Below are 17,463 nucleotides of genomic sequence, written 5' to 3' on the forward strand. Positions count from 1 at the left end.
ACCTCCTAAGGTAGCTTTACACCACTAAGAGTTTGATATAAATCTACCGCATATGAGTCTGTCATTCCAGAAATAAAATCAGTAACTAATAATAGTTTATCATAAAGAGTTAAATCTTGTTCAGTTTTATTAGGCTTCCCATCTATATCGAGTTTAGCAATATATTTGAAATTTGAAGAAATTAAGTGGTAGTATTTACCCGTTACTTGTTTAGATTTATATTTACCTTCATCTGTTACTAATGCCTCAATAAACATATTTAACAAGCCAGTGATTACACTGTGACCAACAAGTTCAAGTGTTAAGACTTCCTTACATGGGTATATAAGTCTCACCGCAATTTCCTCTAGTATTATCTTAATATCATTTGCATTGGAAGCTTCCAATAATTCTTTATCAAATTCGCCATTCATTATAGCATCATAGTTTTCCATAAAGGTGTCCGCACAGGCCTTAAACATCTCACCCTGGGCCCAAACTCTAAAATTTTGAACATTAACTAAGTCCCTATCAGGTACTTTATTAATTTCGGCAAGGTCTCTCTGCTCGTCAAGAAATTTGAAACCTTTTGAATATTTTTTATTTAATTTCTCTTTTATAGCTTTGTATTCTTCATCCCATCGGACGATGGACTTCTTAACTCCGTCCTCAATATCAGCTGCATAATATGCTATGTCATCGGAGGCCTCCATAAGAAAAGTTAATGGATGTCTCTTCTCTCCTATTCCCGTCGCCTCTTTAATTTTCCCAACTATTTTTTTCTCAGCCTGAAAGTAACCGAATTTACTATAGCTTTTGCCTTTTGTAGAATCTATTTCAGAAGAAGAATGAGGATATTTTAGTAATGAAGCCAAGGTTCCGTATGTAAAGTTTACCCCGTTTTGATCGTTAAGAAATTGCAATCTTGTTAGAATACGCAATGCCTGTGCATTACCTTCAAAATGAATAAAATCATTTTTCTGTTCTTGAGTCAAAGTCTTAATTCCTTTATAAGTACTAAAAATATCTTTACTAAACCATTGCTTAAACCAATTCTGAATTATTGTTTCTCCGCAATGACCAAAGGAAGGGTTACCTAAATCATGTACTAAACAGACTGTTGCCAAAAGCGCAGAAATCTTCCTTGAGAAATCCTCAATTTTAACTTTACCTTCCTCGACCAGTTTCTTACCGATTAAGTTTCCAAATGATCTACCAAGTGCAGAAACTTCCAATGAATGTGTTAATCTTGTACGTACAAAGTCATTTTTTTGCAATGGAAAAACCTGTGCTTTATCTTGTAATCTTCTAAGCGAAGATGAAGGCACAATTCTATCATAGTCTTTTTCAAACCCGTTACGATGATCAGAGTGAGTACTTGACGTTCTTTTTCTTTCTTCGCTTAGTAAATTATTCCAATCCATGATCGTCATACTGTATCCTCCTACTGCGTTTATATGATTTACTATATATTTCAACATCTATTTGTTATTTCCTCTAATCGTAGTAAGACGTGGTTAAGAATTTTTGCATTATAAGATTTAAAACCCCTCCACAAGCTCTAAAAAATGTCTCTCTTCTGGTTCACTCTGCGCCCTAATCGCTTTCCACTTGGCTAAGTGGGAGTACTTATCCTAGACCAGGATTTTGACCATTACAAGTATCCTGACCACGGCAGGTAAAGTCACTTCAATTTCCATTCAAGACCGTCTCTTCAATATATATCCCACAATCAGATCAGCATATCGTCTTTCTATCCCCATTTTAACTAAGTCATTAGAATTTCTTTTAACTAAATCCCCTAGACCAGATATTCCGTTTTCCTCTAACTTTCTGATAGTACCTTCACCGGGATATCGATTGGCATTCGGATATACCCTCTTAATGCCGCGTATTAATTCACCCAACGTTGACCGAAATCTCAAGTTTGCTAAAAGGGCAAATATTTGCCTAGATAACATCTTAAAACTTCGATCTATAGGTTGTATATCTTCTGGTTCGATTTCACAAATTGCCCTAAGATGATAATAAAAGTTTCTAACTCCTAAAATATTTTCTAATGCATGGAGCAACCAAAGGGCATTATCTCGAAGTTTTTCTTCTAACTCTTCTACTTTCACATGGTAACGTGCCTCTAAATTACTAAACGAAATCCCTTTGGACAAATCATACAATAACATTGCACGGTGAGTGCATTGATATACTAACTTCTTTGCCTCAATATCAGTGAACTTATTGTCAATCCGTGCCGAGCCCAGAAGTGCTACCGCATCCCCTGCAATCCATCGCCGATAAAGATAAGATTTTTCACTAATCGGCAAACTCTCCATATAGAGGGTCACCTGATCTTCCAGTGCTTTGCTATATCTAGAAATGGATTTCATTTCGTCACTAGTTAAAGATAGGATTATTAATATATCTATCATCTTTAGTTCTCGCAAATGACTACCACTAGGATCATCTTGGAGTAGATCTCTGATTAACTGACCCATATTGGCGGCCGTATTAGAAGGTAAATAATAACGAGCAGCCGTCTTCCCCAAACTGGTAAGCTCATATTTGCCATTAGTTTCTGATAAATAAGCTAACTTCCACCGACAAAGATTCTTCAATAAGGCATCTAATTCTGAAACTAGATGCTTTCCTCCCCACGAACTAGACAAAAAATTCTCGATGTCTTTTTGATCAGAAGGTCCCATCCTATGTAAAACGCCCAATATCTGGTTAGCCAAGCGTCCTAAGTAACGATTGTCGTCTCTTCTAGAACAATAATAACCCTCCTGCTCAGGTGGGCTTAATTGTGATACCAAGCGTGGATAGGATTCATTACAAAGTCTTGTTTCAAGTTCGTTATAATCTATCTTGTCAGTTTTTCGGTGAAAGATAGTCCCAACCCCAGGTCGATCTCCTCTTCCTGCTCTACCCATCATCTGGATGAGTTCTCCGGTGTCCAACTCTTTTACTCCAGGAAAAGTTATGTCCCTTATGTAAACATGAGTAGTTGGCAAATTAATTCCCCACGCCAAAGCAGTGGTTGAGACAACTACACGAATATCCCCTTTAAGCAATGCCTTTTTAACTAGCATCCTAGAACTAGAAGACATTCCGGCATGATACCATGCTACGCCGTACTCAATCGTCGCTTTTAAATTGCCCCTCTTTTTATTACCTCTTTGTTCCGCAATAAGATTGGCTAAACCTTCGGCCCATGACGTTCTGTATACAAATATCAATATACTAGTGTCATCTTTCTCGAGTACACGTTGGACTTCTTTAGTAAGTACTGCATTGACCTCTTCACCTTCGTCTATACGATACAACCATTTTTCCAAGCTTGGATATCTAGGTACATTATTAATCACTTGACATGGTTGTAACCACTCAGCCAATTCTTCACAATTAGAAATCGTCGCTGACAAGAGAATAATCTGCAAATTGCTCTCAATAGTACGTAAAAACGTGATTAGCAATTCTAATGTCGCGCCGCGATGATGATCACCTATTAAATGAGCTTCATCAATGCAAACAATAGAGACTCTCTCAAACCATACCATATATTCAACTATGCGTGAAATAGCATCCAACCGTTCCGGTGTTGCCACAACGATTTCGCCACTAAATTTGTTTCGGGTCTTCGATCCTTCACTTGGGCAATCCTCCATAAAATCATCACTTATTCGATAATCGCCAGTAGTAAGAACAATCCTAATTTTCGGTCCACCATGAAGTTTGATTAAACTACAAATCTGCTCTAGCTCTTCAGCTTTCTCTTGAGCTAAAACCCTCAGTGGTTCAACAATTATGGCCCTTTTCCCCTGTATTGCTTCCCTCAAAGCCATCAAGTAGCAAAGTAAACTTTTACCACTGTTCGTTGGTGTTGAGAGTATAATATTTTCTTTAGATTCAAGGATTTTGTATTGAGATATTGCCAGATCTTGGGCCGGTCGCAAGTCAATATCGTCACCAAAAAAATTAATAAAAGCCAGTTTCAAGAATTCTTCCACCGGCAATTCTGATAAGTTTTTGCCATTAATTTTTTCATTTGTACCCGAGTTTCCACAGAAAAACTTATCCATTTTAACCTCAATTCAATAGCTTTATTAGAGCGGGATATAACTCTTCAAGCTCATTATCCTCTAATGTATTGAGAAGATTTATTAACTCTTCTCGTTTAAATGATCTTCCCGGAGGTGATAACTCTAGAAACAATCTTTCCTTACTAAGATCTACTGCCACCGACTTACCGAGACTTTCTTCAATAAATACCATGAATTTTCCTAACGAGCGGCCCACGGGTTCGCTAGCTTTTTTTGCCCATCTAGAGATAGTATGTTCATCTACACCTACCTCTTTAGCCAAGGCTTTTTGGGAAATATCAATCTTTTTCAACATGGCAATTAAATATACCATGTTTTCTTGAAATATATTAATTCCTATCTCCGTAAGCAAAGAACCGCTTAATATTACATCTTCTGCGAGGTTAAACTTCATAACCAAAACAGATAAATGATTATCGCTAAGAACTTCATCTCGAGTTAGTAACCTAATAGCAGCATCTGGGGAGATGTTGAGTTCCTTAACTAACCATTCATCTTTTCTGCTTAAAAATTGCTTCTTCTTGGATAAATCGATCCATGCTAATACTCTTAAGTTTTCAGCAAGTTGTCCCACGTTTACACCTGCCTATCTCATAAAGTCTATAGACACAGCTTTCGCTGCATATTATAATACAACTATGAACATATTACTATTAATATAGTTCATTTTATTAATATTTTATGAATTTTTATGATAGGGGGCGATTATCTTGCCAAATCAAAATCTTTTTCCGCCCCAACAAGATGTTATCGAACAAGGGTTATTAGAGAAAGAAACTCACTGCCTTCTCAATATGGCTACAGGTTCAGGAAAAACCTTTTTAGCCGAAATAGCGATTGAAAAATGTTTGCAAAGAGGATTTAGAGCAGTTTATCTAACCCCTCTCAAAGCCTTAGCTGATGAAAAATATACGAGTTGGTTACAACGATTTAAAGGTTACACTGTCGGCCTTTTTACAGGAGATATTAACCTGTCAAATAAAAGTAAAAAACATAGAAACTATCTGGATTCTCAAATCTATATCATGACTCCGGAACGTCTGGATGCTTGTCTCAGAAACTGGCGAACCCATTGGTCCTGGATACCAGAAATTGACTTAGTCGTTATTGATGAATTCCACTTGTTAGGTGATAAAAATCGGGGTCCTCGCCTGGAAGGCAGTATAACGCGTCTTATGCGTCTTAATCCTTTTGCGAGGATACTTGGACTCTCTGCTACTTTAGCAAATGTTAAGGAGTTAGCCGATTGGTTGCAGGGACTCCATTATGTATCGAAGTGGCGACAGATTCCATTGAAAAAGAAGACTGTTAGGTTTTCAAATCCCAAAGATAAGTTCCCATTATTAATTGAAGAAGTTACCTCATGTCTTGATCGTGGTGGTAAATCTCTAATATTTGCTAATAGTCGTTCACGAGCTCAAACATTAGCTCAATCCTTTAAAGACATCGGACTCAAAGCAAAACACCATCATGCTGGGTTAAATCGTGACGAGCGAAAAGAAACAGAAGATGCTTTTCGGTTCGGTGACACTCAAGTACTTGTGGCAACTTCTACGTTAGAAATGGGTCTAAATCTACCCGCGCGACAAGTGATAGTATATGACTCATATGCTTTCGACGGTATAGGTTTTACAGATTTACCAGTTTGGAGTTATATGCAAAGAGCCGGTCGTGCAGGACGTCCAGGTTTAGATACTGAAGGTGAAGTAGTACTCTTTCTACCTAAATGGATTGGCAGCATAGATAAGTACATAAATGAAGAATGCGAGCCTATAAACTCCAGCCTATCAATATCCAAGGCAATGGCCGAGCAAATTCTTGTTGAACTATTTGGGGGCTACTCGAGAACTAGAGAAGATCTAATAGAAGGTTTTCTACCCTTAACTCTTTACTATCACCAAAACCCTAATGCGAACATAAACAAAGACATTAATACCCTTTTCTTAGCGGATATGATAACCATTGAAAAAGAGGAAGAAGATAACTCACTTAAACAACAGGATATATTGAAACCGACAAAATTAGGCCGACTAGCAGTAAAATTGATGTTTACTCCATCTTCCGTAAAATTAATAAAAGAACATTATGTTAAAATCGATCAATTTTACTACTTTGATCTACTATTACTTGCGGCATTAACAGAAGACTGCAATCCAATCCTTAGGGCAAATTACGAAGACCTCGATCCACTAATGGAAATCGTTCTATCAACACCAAGTTGTCTCCTCGATTATTCCCTGGAAAAACTTAAAAAGCTTAGTGATGAATACCCTTCCACTTTAAGAATTTTGGCTGCTATTAAAATGGCTGCTATTTGTCATTCTCTAGTTAACAATAATTCAAAGACTGAATTAGCACTATTATTTGATATTTATGAAGCAGATATTGATATGTTAAAGAATAACGTTGTGCGGTTGTTAGACGGAATGTCAGCAATTTTCAATGCACTTGACCCATCAGATGAAGACACTGAGGAATCATCTGATGATACTTTAGAAATTTCCTCAAGCCAACTATGCAAGCGCTTATCGTCCATGTTATATTATGAGATTGACTCAGAAGGTGTATATTTAACCGAAATAGATGGTATTGGGGGAAAGTTGGCTAAAGAATTGATTGGTCATGGTTATTCCACGATTTCTATTGTTGCTCAAAGCCGTTCAGAAGATCTAGCTAAAATTCCACGTATAGGTACCAAGTTAGCCAAAAAAATCAATGTGAGTGCTCAAGCACTATTAGCAACTGAACAAGATTTTGAGTACATTGAACAGCGTCTGAGTCCAGTGGTTACTCAAGTAAAACTTCATACTGCTAATATTTGCCCGTATAGGTTAAGAAGGTCTATGGAATTACGTTTACGTGGCCATGACGGGAATATGTATTATGTAACTGGGGGTAGTGAGGACCACAGGGTTGTAAGTGGAGCAAATGGATTCATCTGTGATTGTAAGGACTATGAACAAGGACAGTCGCACTGTAAGCATGTTCTCACCGTAAAACGGTTCATAGGAGATAAATTAATTTGCAATATGTTGAAAAATATTACGGAAGATAAGAAGCATTCTTTAAGGGATACCCTTCCAAGCCTCTGGTTTTCAGTGCCAAAGCCAGATCAAGCTTCCAAGGAGGTTACGTATGGATAAATATATTTATAAGGAAAATAACAGTATACGAAAAGGGACTATACAGACATCCCGTGGAACGATAAATACCCCAACTTTCTTTCCTGTCACAACCTTTGGAGACAAGTTTCCACTAGATAAACTTGTTCAACCGTATCTCAAACGTCTTTCACAATGTCTTATGGTTAGTTATCACTACGCCAAACAAATGAAAAACCGTCCTAACCTTCCAATGTTTATCGACTCTGGTGGCTTTGCCAGTCTATTTGAAGGGTCAGAGATTATTGAATACAAAGAATATGCCACCATTCGCACTAAAGATGGTGAAGAAATTCAACCATTGGATGTTCTTAAGTTCCAGGAACAGCATGCTGACTTGGGGGCTACTCTGGACTTCATCATTCCGCCTGGATTGGCGGAAGATGAGGCCAAGCGGCGACAACGATTAACCATCAAAAATGCTCTATACGCCTTAGGGCAGAGACAATCAAAGGATCTATTCTTATATGCCTCACTGCAATGCTGGGATGAAGAATCGGCACGAATCTCAGCAAAAGAGTACGCTGCAGCTGGGTTCGACGGTATCGCGATTGGTGGGTTAGTACCAAGAATTCGCGATGAAGAATATGTGAAGAGAATTGTCAGTGCAGTTCGGGAAGAGGCGCCGTATCTGGCCCTGCATGTATTTGGAATTGGAAAGGTTGAACTCTTGAGAGAGTTGGTTCGCTTAGGCATTGACTCAACAGATTCCAGTTCTTACATTCGAAGCGCTATCAATTCTAAAAGTTTCAGCAATAATAAAGCAATATTTTTAAAGAAAAAGATTGCTGGTCCTCATTCGCCCCTATTCTCAGCTCTTGGTAATTTATATCAGTTAAATTTGGAAATTGGAGTATTTGGAGATAGCTTTTCTCTCAATCATGAAGGAATTTAATTGAAACAACCAGTACTGTCTGTAATCATTAAATAATTAGTTTCGAACTCCGTTGGACGGCATAGGCTTTCAAATATCAACATGAAACTTTCATTATTTTCATGTTGATAACGTTGGCGATAAAGAATTATCCCCAACGTTATTTCCAGTTATTTATGTGTATCAATCCATAGAGATACACTTTCGACCATACTGTCTAATTCGTCTGGATAATAAATCTCATCCCATCCAGCATCGAACATCATTGCCAGTTTGGGTTCTGGCATTGATCCGAGCAGAGTCCCATCCAGAACTAAAATGTGTTTAACTTCTCCACTGGGATAGTCCGAAGATAATTGAGCCCAGCGCAACCTTGCGGATATTTCTTTGTGTTTATGTGAAGAGTCATAAGCCGATACAATGAAAATCAGGACAGATTTTAATCCGTTTGAAATACAGAAATTAAAATCTGTTCTCCCTGCAGATGCGTTTCCTGATGACCCGGCTAGTGGATGGTTAATACCACGGGAGGCCTGAATATAATTGTTTGGAATCTTTTTGTTGAGCAATGAATCTAGAACCATGATTTCGAGAACATCAAATTTTTTCATCAGGGTAGTCATTCGATCTTTTAAGATGAGTTCATGACTCACCTCGGTTAAGTTCCAACCCTTTATCGAAAGGAAGATATATTCAAACAAACGTTTCTTATGTGGTTCGTCTATAGATTCAATATTTCCTGAAGCAAAGGATGGCAAAGGAGATATTCCGCCAATATATGGAAGATTCATTTCTTGGGACAATTTCTTAAACCCGTATTTCTTACCTTGTGTTAACTGCCTTTTTACAGACATAAAGTAATCAACTACCCATACTCTTTTTGTTGTATATGGTTCAACCCCAAGCGATGCCTTATATAATTGGTCTGAACTGGACGCATTGATTAGATAATTTAAAAGGTATTGCCTGCGGTCTTGGTCTACAACATCAGAATAGTGATCTATATAATGCCTTAAGGAACTATCAGCTGAGTAAACATGTCTCGCAATGACGTTTTTAAATTCCTCATACCATCCTTCGCCCAAGGAGGCTATATCCTTAAGCATAGGGTGAATCTTTACTCCTATCCTTGCTTTTTCAATTAACCCTTGAGCCTTTAACACCTCAATAACAGCGGTTGAAAGCCCTTTAACTTCTTTTCGGGTTATTGCTTCGATAGTTTCATTAAGAATATTGGGGTCTATTTTTAATAGAGTTAACAACCCTAGTTTATAGTAGGTTTCTCTGTTACCTGATAAGGTGATTTTCCCTCTTCTTTTATGTTTTCTTATACCTTCTCGTTTAACAAAAGCATTCACAAAGTCATCTTCATAATCACAAGCAATAAGTTCTGAAATTTCCTCACCCAATTTATCTATTAACCTTCTAAATTCACTATTATCGTTATAAAGCGCACGGCAAATGAGAAGAACATTGTCTTTCCCGCTACCAAATTGTTTCACTTTTCCTTTATTACTTACATAAGCTTGCAATTTAGGTATCGCCACTGAGTTTTGTATTGATAATGCCTGTCCATTACATGTTTTTCTGATTATATTGTCTAATGCGTCATCTGAATTGATATTCTTTTCATATAACACATGCACAAATGAACTATTTGGAAAAGCACATTTTACTTCAAAGAAGTCCTCGTTTGCCCGCCAGAATTTCTTATTTGATGCTTCATGCGAACCCCAGTGGGTAACACCCACTACAAATTTCGGATCATCCTCCGAAGAATAGGCCAAGTCTTGATCAGCAATTACCCCAGAAAGATTCGGGTCCCATAAAACAGGTCCCCCTATCTGTTTTTCAATTGCTAGTAAAGTAAAAGCTTCATATATAATACCCTTCTTTTCGCTTTCTTCTCCTGCCATATCATCAATCCTTCCGAATATAGGAATAATTTTATTAGTCCAACAAACACTGAGTTGCACTGCATTGCATGCGACGATCACTGGCATTTGCAGGGTTTTCACACATGTGTCTGGTAGGTCTGGATCTTTCCAGGTTCCTGTCAATCGATTCTGTTTAATTTGCTTTACTGTGTTTGCAAACTTTCCGAAAACTGCGAATTAAATACGTCACCACTAATATTTAAGTTGTTTATTGAAAAGCTAAATTTTTTCGTTAACAGTGGGTTACATAATAGCTGCTGCCAAACCCACGAGTTCATCTGCATAGAAAATCTGATCCCACCCAGACCGGACCAAGGCATCCAAATCCTTTTGTCGCCAGGTCCCATCGAGAACCAATATCAGTTTATTTACACCTGGACGCCTAACAAATTGATTTCGTATTGCATCCCAAGAGTATCGCAAGCCGACAGCGCGACCACACAGTTCCTTTTTCTTATGATCACGCCCAGCATCAGAGACAGATTGCCAGTTGATAAGAGTGTTTTTAACCTTAACAACGGTTGTCTTACCGGCTTGCCCACCCAGTCCGGCTTTCTCAGCAAAGCAGGTACTAATGCCGGTTTTGCGTGAAGATGCTTTAATAATCCCCGTATGAATCATTATTGCTAATAGTGGGTCAAAACCTCTGTGAGCCAGAAGAGTAGCTTCATACTCCTTCGCTATATATTGCGATATTATATCGTCACTTAAACGTGATATCTCTAATGAGCTAACGGTCTTTAGCTGCTCCGCTAAGACATTTGCGACATATTCCTCAGCTATTACGGGCGGATTAAATGCTGTGTGTCTATTAAAATATTGATTCATAAAACAGCTACACCAAGTTCCAACATCCATGCTCCCAATGTAAGATGATTTGGCATCCACATGCCCAGCAAAGGTAGAGTACCCGAAACCTTGGGATCTATTAGTCCTTGCCTTAATCAATGCGCCGATATAATCGAATAACCAAATATTTTGCGGTGCTAATACTCCCTCCGGAATATCTATGCTTTCTGCAGGATTAGTCAATTGTTTTCTAAGATGTTCCAACATTCCTTCTTTAGTCTGCAATTCCAATAAGTGCTCTAATACGTATCTTGTGTATTCCTCTAATAAAACAATAGATCTAACCTTGTCTACCTGTTGGAGAAAACCTTGGGTAATGCAATTTCCAGAAACTGCTTCATATGAGTCCGCCCATGGAGAAGACATAAACCACTCTAAATCGTGATCAACAATATGAAATCCTTTAATAGCGCGATTTAACAAACCTACTTTGTGGGCCCAAATATAATCTTCTGATTTTATAGACCCCCCATTGATTGCATTGCCTAATAAAATTCGCTTAGTAAAACCCCTGCGCACATAGGTATCCCTTGCCACTGGCGCCTTTCCTCGTATTCTATCTTTTTCCATTCCCCATAATTGTTCTAGTTCAGGCAGAGTTGATGTGATTGCTTTTCCCAGATCCTCTGTCAATCTTGATATGGCACGGTTCAGACCGTCATTATTTCCAACCATTTCTGTAATTACTTCCAACTTCTCCATCATCGCAGTAGGTAAGTTCGCTAAGTGCTGATCGACCCAAGCGATGAGTTCTACACCATAGTCCCGATCCCCCACTACCACCTGTCCATCAAAGGCAGCAGCTTGCAATTTCTTTAAGCTTTCCTTGATAATGGAATCGAAAGCTATATTGACTACTCGAGGTACTGTTGCCAGACAAGTCTTGGCCTCCACGAGCTCACCCATATTGCGCCAAAACTTCATATCGGAATTTTTCGCTGATCCACTATGGGTAACCAGAATAACTATTTGAGGATGATTGACATCATCTCCGATGCAGAAATCGGGTTCAATGGTCATACCGGCAGGAGTTTCATTCCAAAATATCTCACCTAGATTTTCTTGTTCAGTTCTTAATCTATCCAAGGCGACTTTAACTAACGCCTCATAAGTCTTACCTTTGCGTTCACCTGCCATGTTGTAACCTTCCTCCGACTAAAGTGCGATTATTGCTATTTGGTATCAATGACGTCAAAAACGATCCCATCTAATTTATGTCTTAATAGATCCAAAATCAGCTCAACCCGAAGCTCAATAAACTGGTCTAGAGCATCATCCGGTAATTGCTCTTGCCGTGACCAGTTCAACAAATCGGGTGGAATTAGATGATCGTCTAGTATTGTTTGCAGTTTGCTAGAATCGAATTCCTGAAGATAGTGCACAGGATTCTTATCACTAATTTGCAAGTTTGTCATTTGTGTGATGTAGGCAATATTCATAAGACTGTTTGAGGTTAGCTTACTGCTCCCTGGGTGTTTATCTATATAATTTGTCGGGAAAATATGATGTAGGTTAGGTTTATCAGTTAACAAATAGTAGACTTCGGCCAACACATTTCGGTCAGTGTGTTTCCAGTCTTTAGGTTCTTGGTTTGCCATCAAGGCTAAAATTGCACGTGATCTAGCACTACGGGCACTATAAGACGCATCGCGTAAAGTGTTTTTATTGATCAGAAACTTGTCAAATGCAAACGCGGTAACTGGTAATGTATTGCGACAAGGTAACAGATTATTTATGTTAGATTTGAGATCAGTGGTATTGCTAAGTAAATTGGTTTCATGAAAGCTATAATACCAAAAGTACTTTTTCAAAAAGGCATAGTCGGGTTGATTATTCTCATAGAAATAGCATACTAAGGTCATATAGAAGTAACGATAGGGAATTAGTTCTGGACCTCTGAAATGCATGTGGTTGTCCAGAAAATCAAATACCTTTTTGATTGCCTTTGTCGCTTCCAACCATATTGTCTCCACATACTCGGTCTTAATTTCATTTAGGTACCTATCCGTAATGTTCATAACTCCCGAATCTGGTATGAACTCTCTTATGAGTACGGCTAACATGTGCAGAATCGTCAAATCATCTACGCGCTTATATTCTCCAGCAAAACTATTGCGAAACTGGTCAAATTTCTCCCTCAAATCGAAACCGCTTGTACCGTTTTTTTCTACACGGAATGTCTTTGCTACAACAATGTCAAAAATACTAAGTGGTTTTCCCGATTGGTTAATTCTCTCAAATATCTGGCATACTTCTCCAACCTGAATACCCTTCAACTCGATAAAAGCCATTCGATAGTTATCCAATACCTCTTTCATTTTGCGTAGTCGAAAGCGATGAGGATCCTCATAATCAGCAAATCCGTTTCTAACCAAGTTACCTTCAACTGATCCATATTGATGGTAAACATCACGCAATGGAACAATCAATCCCTGAGCAAATCGCTTTTTCCGCGGAATATTTCGGAGCAGAGTAGCGTTTTGGTCATCAATCTCGTTCCAGAATACAAACCGTTCTCTATAGCTAGTTTCGTCCAAATCTTCCGGGTCGAGTATTGAAAGATCAAAGTACAAAGTAGGGTCAAAAGCTTCCTGCCCCTTGATCTTGCCACCATAAAGTGAAGTCATGAGTGCGGTAGTACGCTGCTGACCGTCTAATATGTACTGACAATCACCAGATATCATATTATCACTAATAGGATGTCCGCCAATTTGACGGTGACGCTGCAACTGGATATCAGTCTTCCAAACCAGAATACTTCCCATCGGATAGAATTTATAAATCGTATCCCAGAGTTTTTTTACATGTTCCTTTTCCCACACAACATTTCGCTGAAACGTAGGTATCTGATATAAATTCTTCTTCAGATTGTCTAAGTATGTGGATATGCCAAAATCAGTCGGACGTATGCGATCAGTGAATGTCGACATCTCTTATTCTCCGTTCTATCTATGAGTAAAATTCCAAATTTGGGGACTGCACTAATTAGTAGCCCCACTCTCGCCTGAAATTGTCCAGTTAAAGCTTGTTAAAGTTTTAATTTAATACCCGGCAGTTTTGGCATTCCTTTTTCAGGACTATTAGTACAAAAAGTCTTTGAATCACATGCAGTACAGGTGCGGTGGTCAGAATTATTCATATCCCAACAGGTCATTAGATTCCCACATAATGTCTCTTTTGCCCGGCAAATTTCAATGTTTTGGACCACCTTATCAAACTGACCAAGCGCCAGCTGAATTGAGTTGGGATCCACGGGCGTGATGTGCAATGCCCTTTTTAACCGAAAATCAGCGGGAAGCGCAGGCGGAACATCTTTTTTCTTCCACCCTTGTAATAATTTATCTACGACCGGAAACTGATCAGGACGAACGTCAGTCCTACTGTTTCTTACATCTTCCATAAGATCCAGGAGATCTTGCTTAGATGGTTCTAATTCATTGACGTATACCAGCACACCGGCGACTATTGGGTGACTATCTTCATGCATCTGCCGAAGATGCGCATAGGTCTGAACCTGCCATTCGTGATGCTCCCAAAGGGATGGTTGCGAGCTTTTTGGGTCTGGGAGGGACGGTCTTCGCATCCCCTTGTAATCGACGATGATTTCAAACTCTTTGGGAACTTTCTTAGGGAGTGCTGCAATAATTGCTTGTACGAGTTTATTGGATTGCGTAGCGGGATTTTTTAATTGGACATGAGTAATTACATCTACAACCCCGGCAATTTCATATCGATCGGCCACTCTAATCTGATACGGGGCAGGCAGTGCCGGTAACAGTCGTGCACCAGTAAGCCGCACTTCCGCCCGATAAATCAGTGGAAAAAGATCTGGCCCCAACTCGTTAATCATTTGTTGAGCACGCGCTCGACCAATAGCCTCAACCTGAGGCGTCCATGGTACCAATCCCTGCACTCGCAGGCGATCCTGTACGGCATCGCAGATATCATCGATCTCCTGGGTGGTCCAAGGTGGTCCCTGAATCTGCCCCAGTTTTTTGGCTGCTGCATATTTAAGATAGGATTCTTCCATCACTCCATGAATGAATTGACCAAACCACATTTGCACTGGGCGCGATGAGGGTAATCGTCCAACTCGAGTGTATCGGTATTGAAGACCACATCGAATGAACCCAAGTATATCGGATGTTAAGCTATAAGTCGGTAGAGTATATAATGGAGGTCTCGATGATAGGTTCATTACGTCATCACTCCTAGATTTGCATAATTGAAAACTTCGACCAGTGATTAATTCCCTGTCGGTCATACCCTGTAGTTACGGTCTTGATGCCGTTGGGCAAACAACTGTTCAATCCGACGAGAAGCAGGACTTCCTGAGCACGACTATAGGCCACAAAATATAGCCTATATAAATCATCGAACGCTCTGTCAACTCCAGAACGATTGGGAATACCCAGATTCGGACTATAAGGTCTCAGTAAATCTTCTAGTAAATGGGGTGGACCAGACTTAGTCGGAAATCGTTTAAATGTATGACTGCCAGAACCCTGTCCCGGTTTAAAGTCGGAGCCTACGTCAACGATAGTAATCGGAAATTCCAAGCCCTTAGATTGGTGAATAGAAAATACGCTAAGACGGTTACGCGGAAACATATCCACCAAATCCTCATTGATTTGGGTGGACCCACTGGCAATAGGAGCAATAACATTTCGCAAAACTTCTACTACAGAAGCATCAGCAATGCCTTTGTTTTGAGGGTCATAAACTACTTGTCCCTTAAATTTACCAATGGTCTCAGCTGAAGAAGCCTGACGTGTAAATATTTCAAGATATATTTGTCCCTCGGGGTCGTCATGTAGTTCTGGAAACCAGTGGACCAGTCCGTAGAGCAATTCTAAAAATGAAACTTGTCTTGGCCAAACGTGTTTTGCTTGGTTAGGGTCTCGATCTCCCCATCCAACTGCATAGTCAACCAAACCCTTGGGACAATTAGGGCCATTTGTAAAGTCGATAGCTTCACTTCGCCAATTGTCCAAAATGGGATTAATATCGTTAAACCCTGAGATTCCCCTCTGGATTCTCCCACCAGGATCGAGACACTCCAGTAATAATCCTGCAAACCGACAGACTACAGGAATTTGAGTCAAACTCTGACCCCGTGGGTTGAATATCTCTAAGTTTGGAGTTCTCTGGCCCAATTCCTCACGCATGACACCGGGAAGTCGAATTTTGCCACTACCACTGGATTCGTTTGGAGATGAACATAACAAAGCGCAATCCCCCGGAGCCCCTTTTATTGGATCCCTTTGTATCACTTCTCCGCCAGGTAATACAAATCCGCTACCACAAAATATGTCATGAATAAATTTGGCCAGATCTTTACCCAGCGTTTGCACATCATTTCGAAACATACCGAGCACTGGGAGCCCCGAGACTGCCTTTGGATGAATGCTTATAGTTGGCTTGTTCGCAACACGGACTGTCTGGTAATCTCGATCGATGGTGGCAAATGTATTGACGAACTGAACAATGTTACTTGTGGAACGATAATTAGTACTCAAGAATATTCGAGTAGGTTGTTTACCATAAGTCCGAAAATAGCGATTTTGAAAGTCTCTAAATAGCTCTACGGTGGCCCCGCGGAACCTATACAACGACTGGTCATCGTCGCCCACAACTGTCAAAGCACCCTTACTAGACTGTGCCAGTGCGAAATATATCTGTTCCTGCAAAAGATTGGAATCTTGATATTCGTCTACAAGAACTACCTGTATCTGATCAGTGAAGTCTTTCAACGTTCCGTCTTGTAACCTAATTAAAAATTCGGTCTCAAGGCTTGCGAAATCCAACATTTTCAGGGTCTGCAATGCCGTCTGGTAGGAAGACAAAACCTGGTCCATCAACCCGACACTTTGTTGTTGAGTTGGTATAACTGACCCAACAAACCTTTTCCAGTCAACCATATCATGCTGTCTACGATCGAAAATCGCAGTTAACACCTGCGCCATTCCACCAACGCCAAATTTGTATGCTACACTGGAAAACTGTCGTAAAAAGAGCTTTAACTCATCATCCTTATAAATCTGGTTAGGAAACAGACCTTCCTTCAGCATCAATGTTGACGTTATATAGCCATCGGCCAACAACGGTGGAATCTGCCCAGGTTGCCGATACTCGCGCAAGACTCTTTCTGCTAGACTGTCCGTTGTACCAGTAAGAATCTGGTTAATATCGAGACGATCTAACCAGTCCCTTTGGCTTTTATCAAGCGTCTTGTCCAACTTCAGTTCATCAATAATCTTGAAACCCCATCCAAGAATTCGAGATCTAAGCTCAGCCGCAGCCTTTTTGGTAAAGGTTGTTGCCAAAATAGCACGTGCAGGAATTTGATCAACAATTATTAATTTTAATATTCGTAAAGTTAATAACGTGGTCTTTCCGCTACCAGGCCCGGCGACTATAAACAGCGGGTCACTGGGGGCCTTATCAATTGCCTGGCACTGATAGTTATTAGGTGGATTCCCACGAACAATTACGATTACCCGATGAAAAGTGCTGATTGGTATTAGTTTTACCAGAGTGGGTGTTACTATAGTTGCCACATTCTT

General features: G+C 39.6%; 10 protein-coding genes. 2 read left to right on the forward strand and 8 right to left on the reverse strand.

Going from position 1 to position 17,463, the window contains the following annotated elements; all coding sequences use genetic code 11:
- Nucleotides 1–5: 5 nt before the first annotated feature.
- The 3 genes from E4K67_RS15085 to E4K67_RS15095 form a co-directional block, all read right to left on the reverse strand.
- Nucleotides 6–1,412, reverse strand: a complete 1,407-nt coding sequence (locus tag E4K67_RS15085; RefSeq protein WP_199242552.1) for a deoxyguanosinetriphosphate triphosphohydrolase — start codon at nt 1,410–1,412, stop codon at nt 6–8.
- Between the two features lie 267 nt (nt 1,413–1,679).
- Nucleotides 1,680–4,055: a DEAD/DEAH box helicase gene (locus tag E4K67_RS15090; RefSeq protein WP_135548136.1), complete on the reverse strand. Its 2,376-nt coding sequence runs from the start codon at nt 4,053–4,055 to the stop codon at nt 1,680–1,682.
- A gap of 7 nt (nt 4,056–4,062) precedes the next feature.
- A complete protein-coding gene (locus E4K67_RS15095) occupies nt 4,063–4,650 on the reverse strand; it encodes a hypothetical protein (protein WP_135548138.1) in 588 nt (195 codons plus the stop codon).
- 136 nt (nt 4,651–4,786) lie between these two features.
- On the opposite strand from E4K67_RS15095, the gene E4K67_RS15100 reads away from it, so the two are divergent.
- Together E4K67_RS15100 and E4K67_RS15105 are read left to right on the forward strand one after the other, a co-directional pair.
- Nucleotides 4,787–7,219 carry a DEAD/DEAH box helicase gene (locus E4K67_RS15100; RefSeq protein ID WP_135548140.1) on the forward strand — a complete coding sequence of 811 codons (2,433 nt, stop codon included), beginning with the start codon at nt 4,787–4,789 and terminating at the stop codon, nt 7,217–7,219.
- The gene (locus tag E4K67_RS15105) at nt 7,212–8,132 is read left to right on the forward strand and encodes a tRNA-guanine transglycosylase (protein ID WP_135548142.1); all 921 of its coding nucleotides are present in this window, start codon (nt 7,212–7,214) and stop codon (nt 8,130–8,132) included. Before E4K67_RS15100 ends, E4K67_RS15105 begins: the two co-directional genes overlap by 8 nt.
- Nucleotides 8,133–8,281: 149 nt before the next feature.
- On the opposite strand, the gene E4K67_RS15110 is transcribed toward E4K67_RS15105, so the two are convergent.
- From E4K67_RS15110 to E4K67_RS15130, 5 genes are all read right to left on the reverse strand, one after another.
- Nucleotides 8,282–10,027, reverse strand: a complete 1,746-nt coding sequence (locus E4K67_RS15110; RefSeq protein ID WP_135548144.1) for a hypothetical protein — start codon at nt 10,025–10,027, stop codon at nt 8,282–8,284.
- 264 nt (nt 10,028–10,291) lie between these two features.
- The gene (locus E4K67_RS15115) at nt 10,292–12,034 is read right to left on the reverse strand and encodes a hypothetical protein (protein WP_135548146.1); all 1,743 of its coding nucleotides are present in this window, start codon (nt 12,032–12,034) and stop codon (nt 10,292–10,294) included.
- A 35-nt stretch (nt 12,035–12,069) separates the two neighbouring features.
- Complete coding sequence (locus E4K67_RS15120) at nt 12,070–13,827, reverse strand: GmrSD restriction endonuclease domain-containing protein (protein WP_135548148.1); 1,758 nt, start codon at nt 13,825–13,827, stop codon at nt 12,070–12,072.
- 98 nt (nt 13,828–13,925) lie between these two features.
- Nucleotides 13,926–15,095, reverse strand: a complete 1,170-nt coding sequence (locus E4K67_RS15125) for a PD-(D/E)XK nuclease family protein (RefSeq protein ID WP_158408486.1) — start codon at nt 15,093–15,095, stop codon at nt 13,926–13,928.
- A gap of 13 nt (nt 15,096–15,108) precedes the next feature.
- The gene (locus tag E4K67_RS15130) at nt 15,109–17,457 is read right to left on the reverse strand and encodes a UvrD-helicase domain-containing protein (RefSeq protein ID WP_135548152.1); all 2,349 of its coding nucleotides are present in this window, start codon (nt 17,455–17,457) and stop codon (nt 15,109–15,111) included.
- Nucleotides 17,458–17,463 lie beyond the last annotated feature (6 nt).

The sequence above is a fragment of the Desulfosporosinus fructosivorans genome, assembly GCF_004766045.1.
GTDB classification, from domain to species: Bacteria; Bacillota; Desulfitobacteriia; order Desulfitobacteriales; family Desulfitobacteriaceae; genus Desulfosporosinus; species Desulfosporosinus fructosivorans.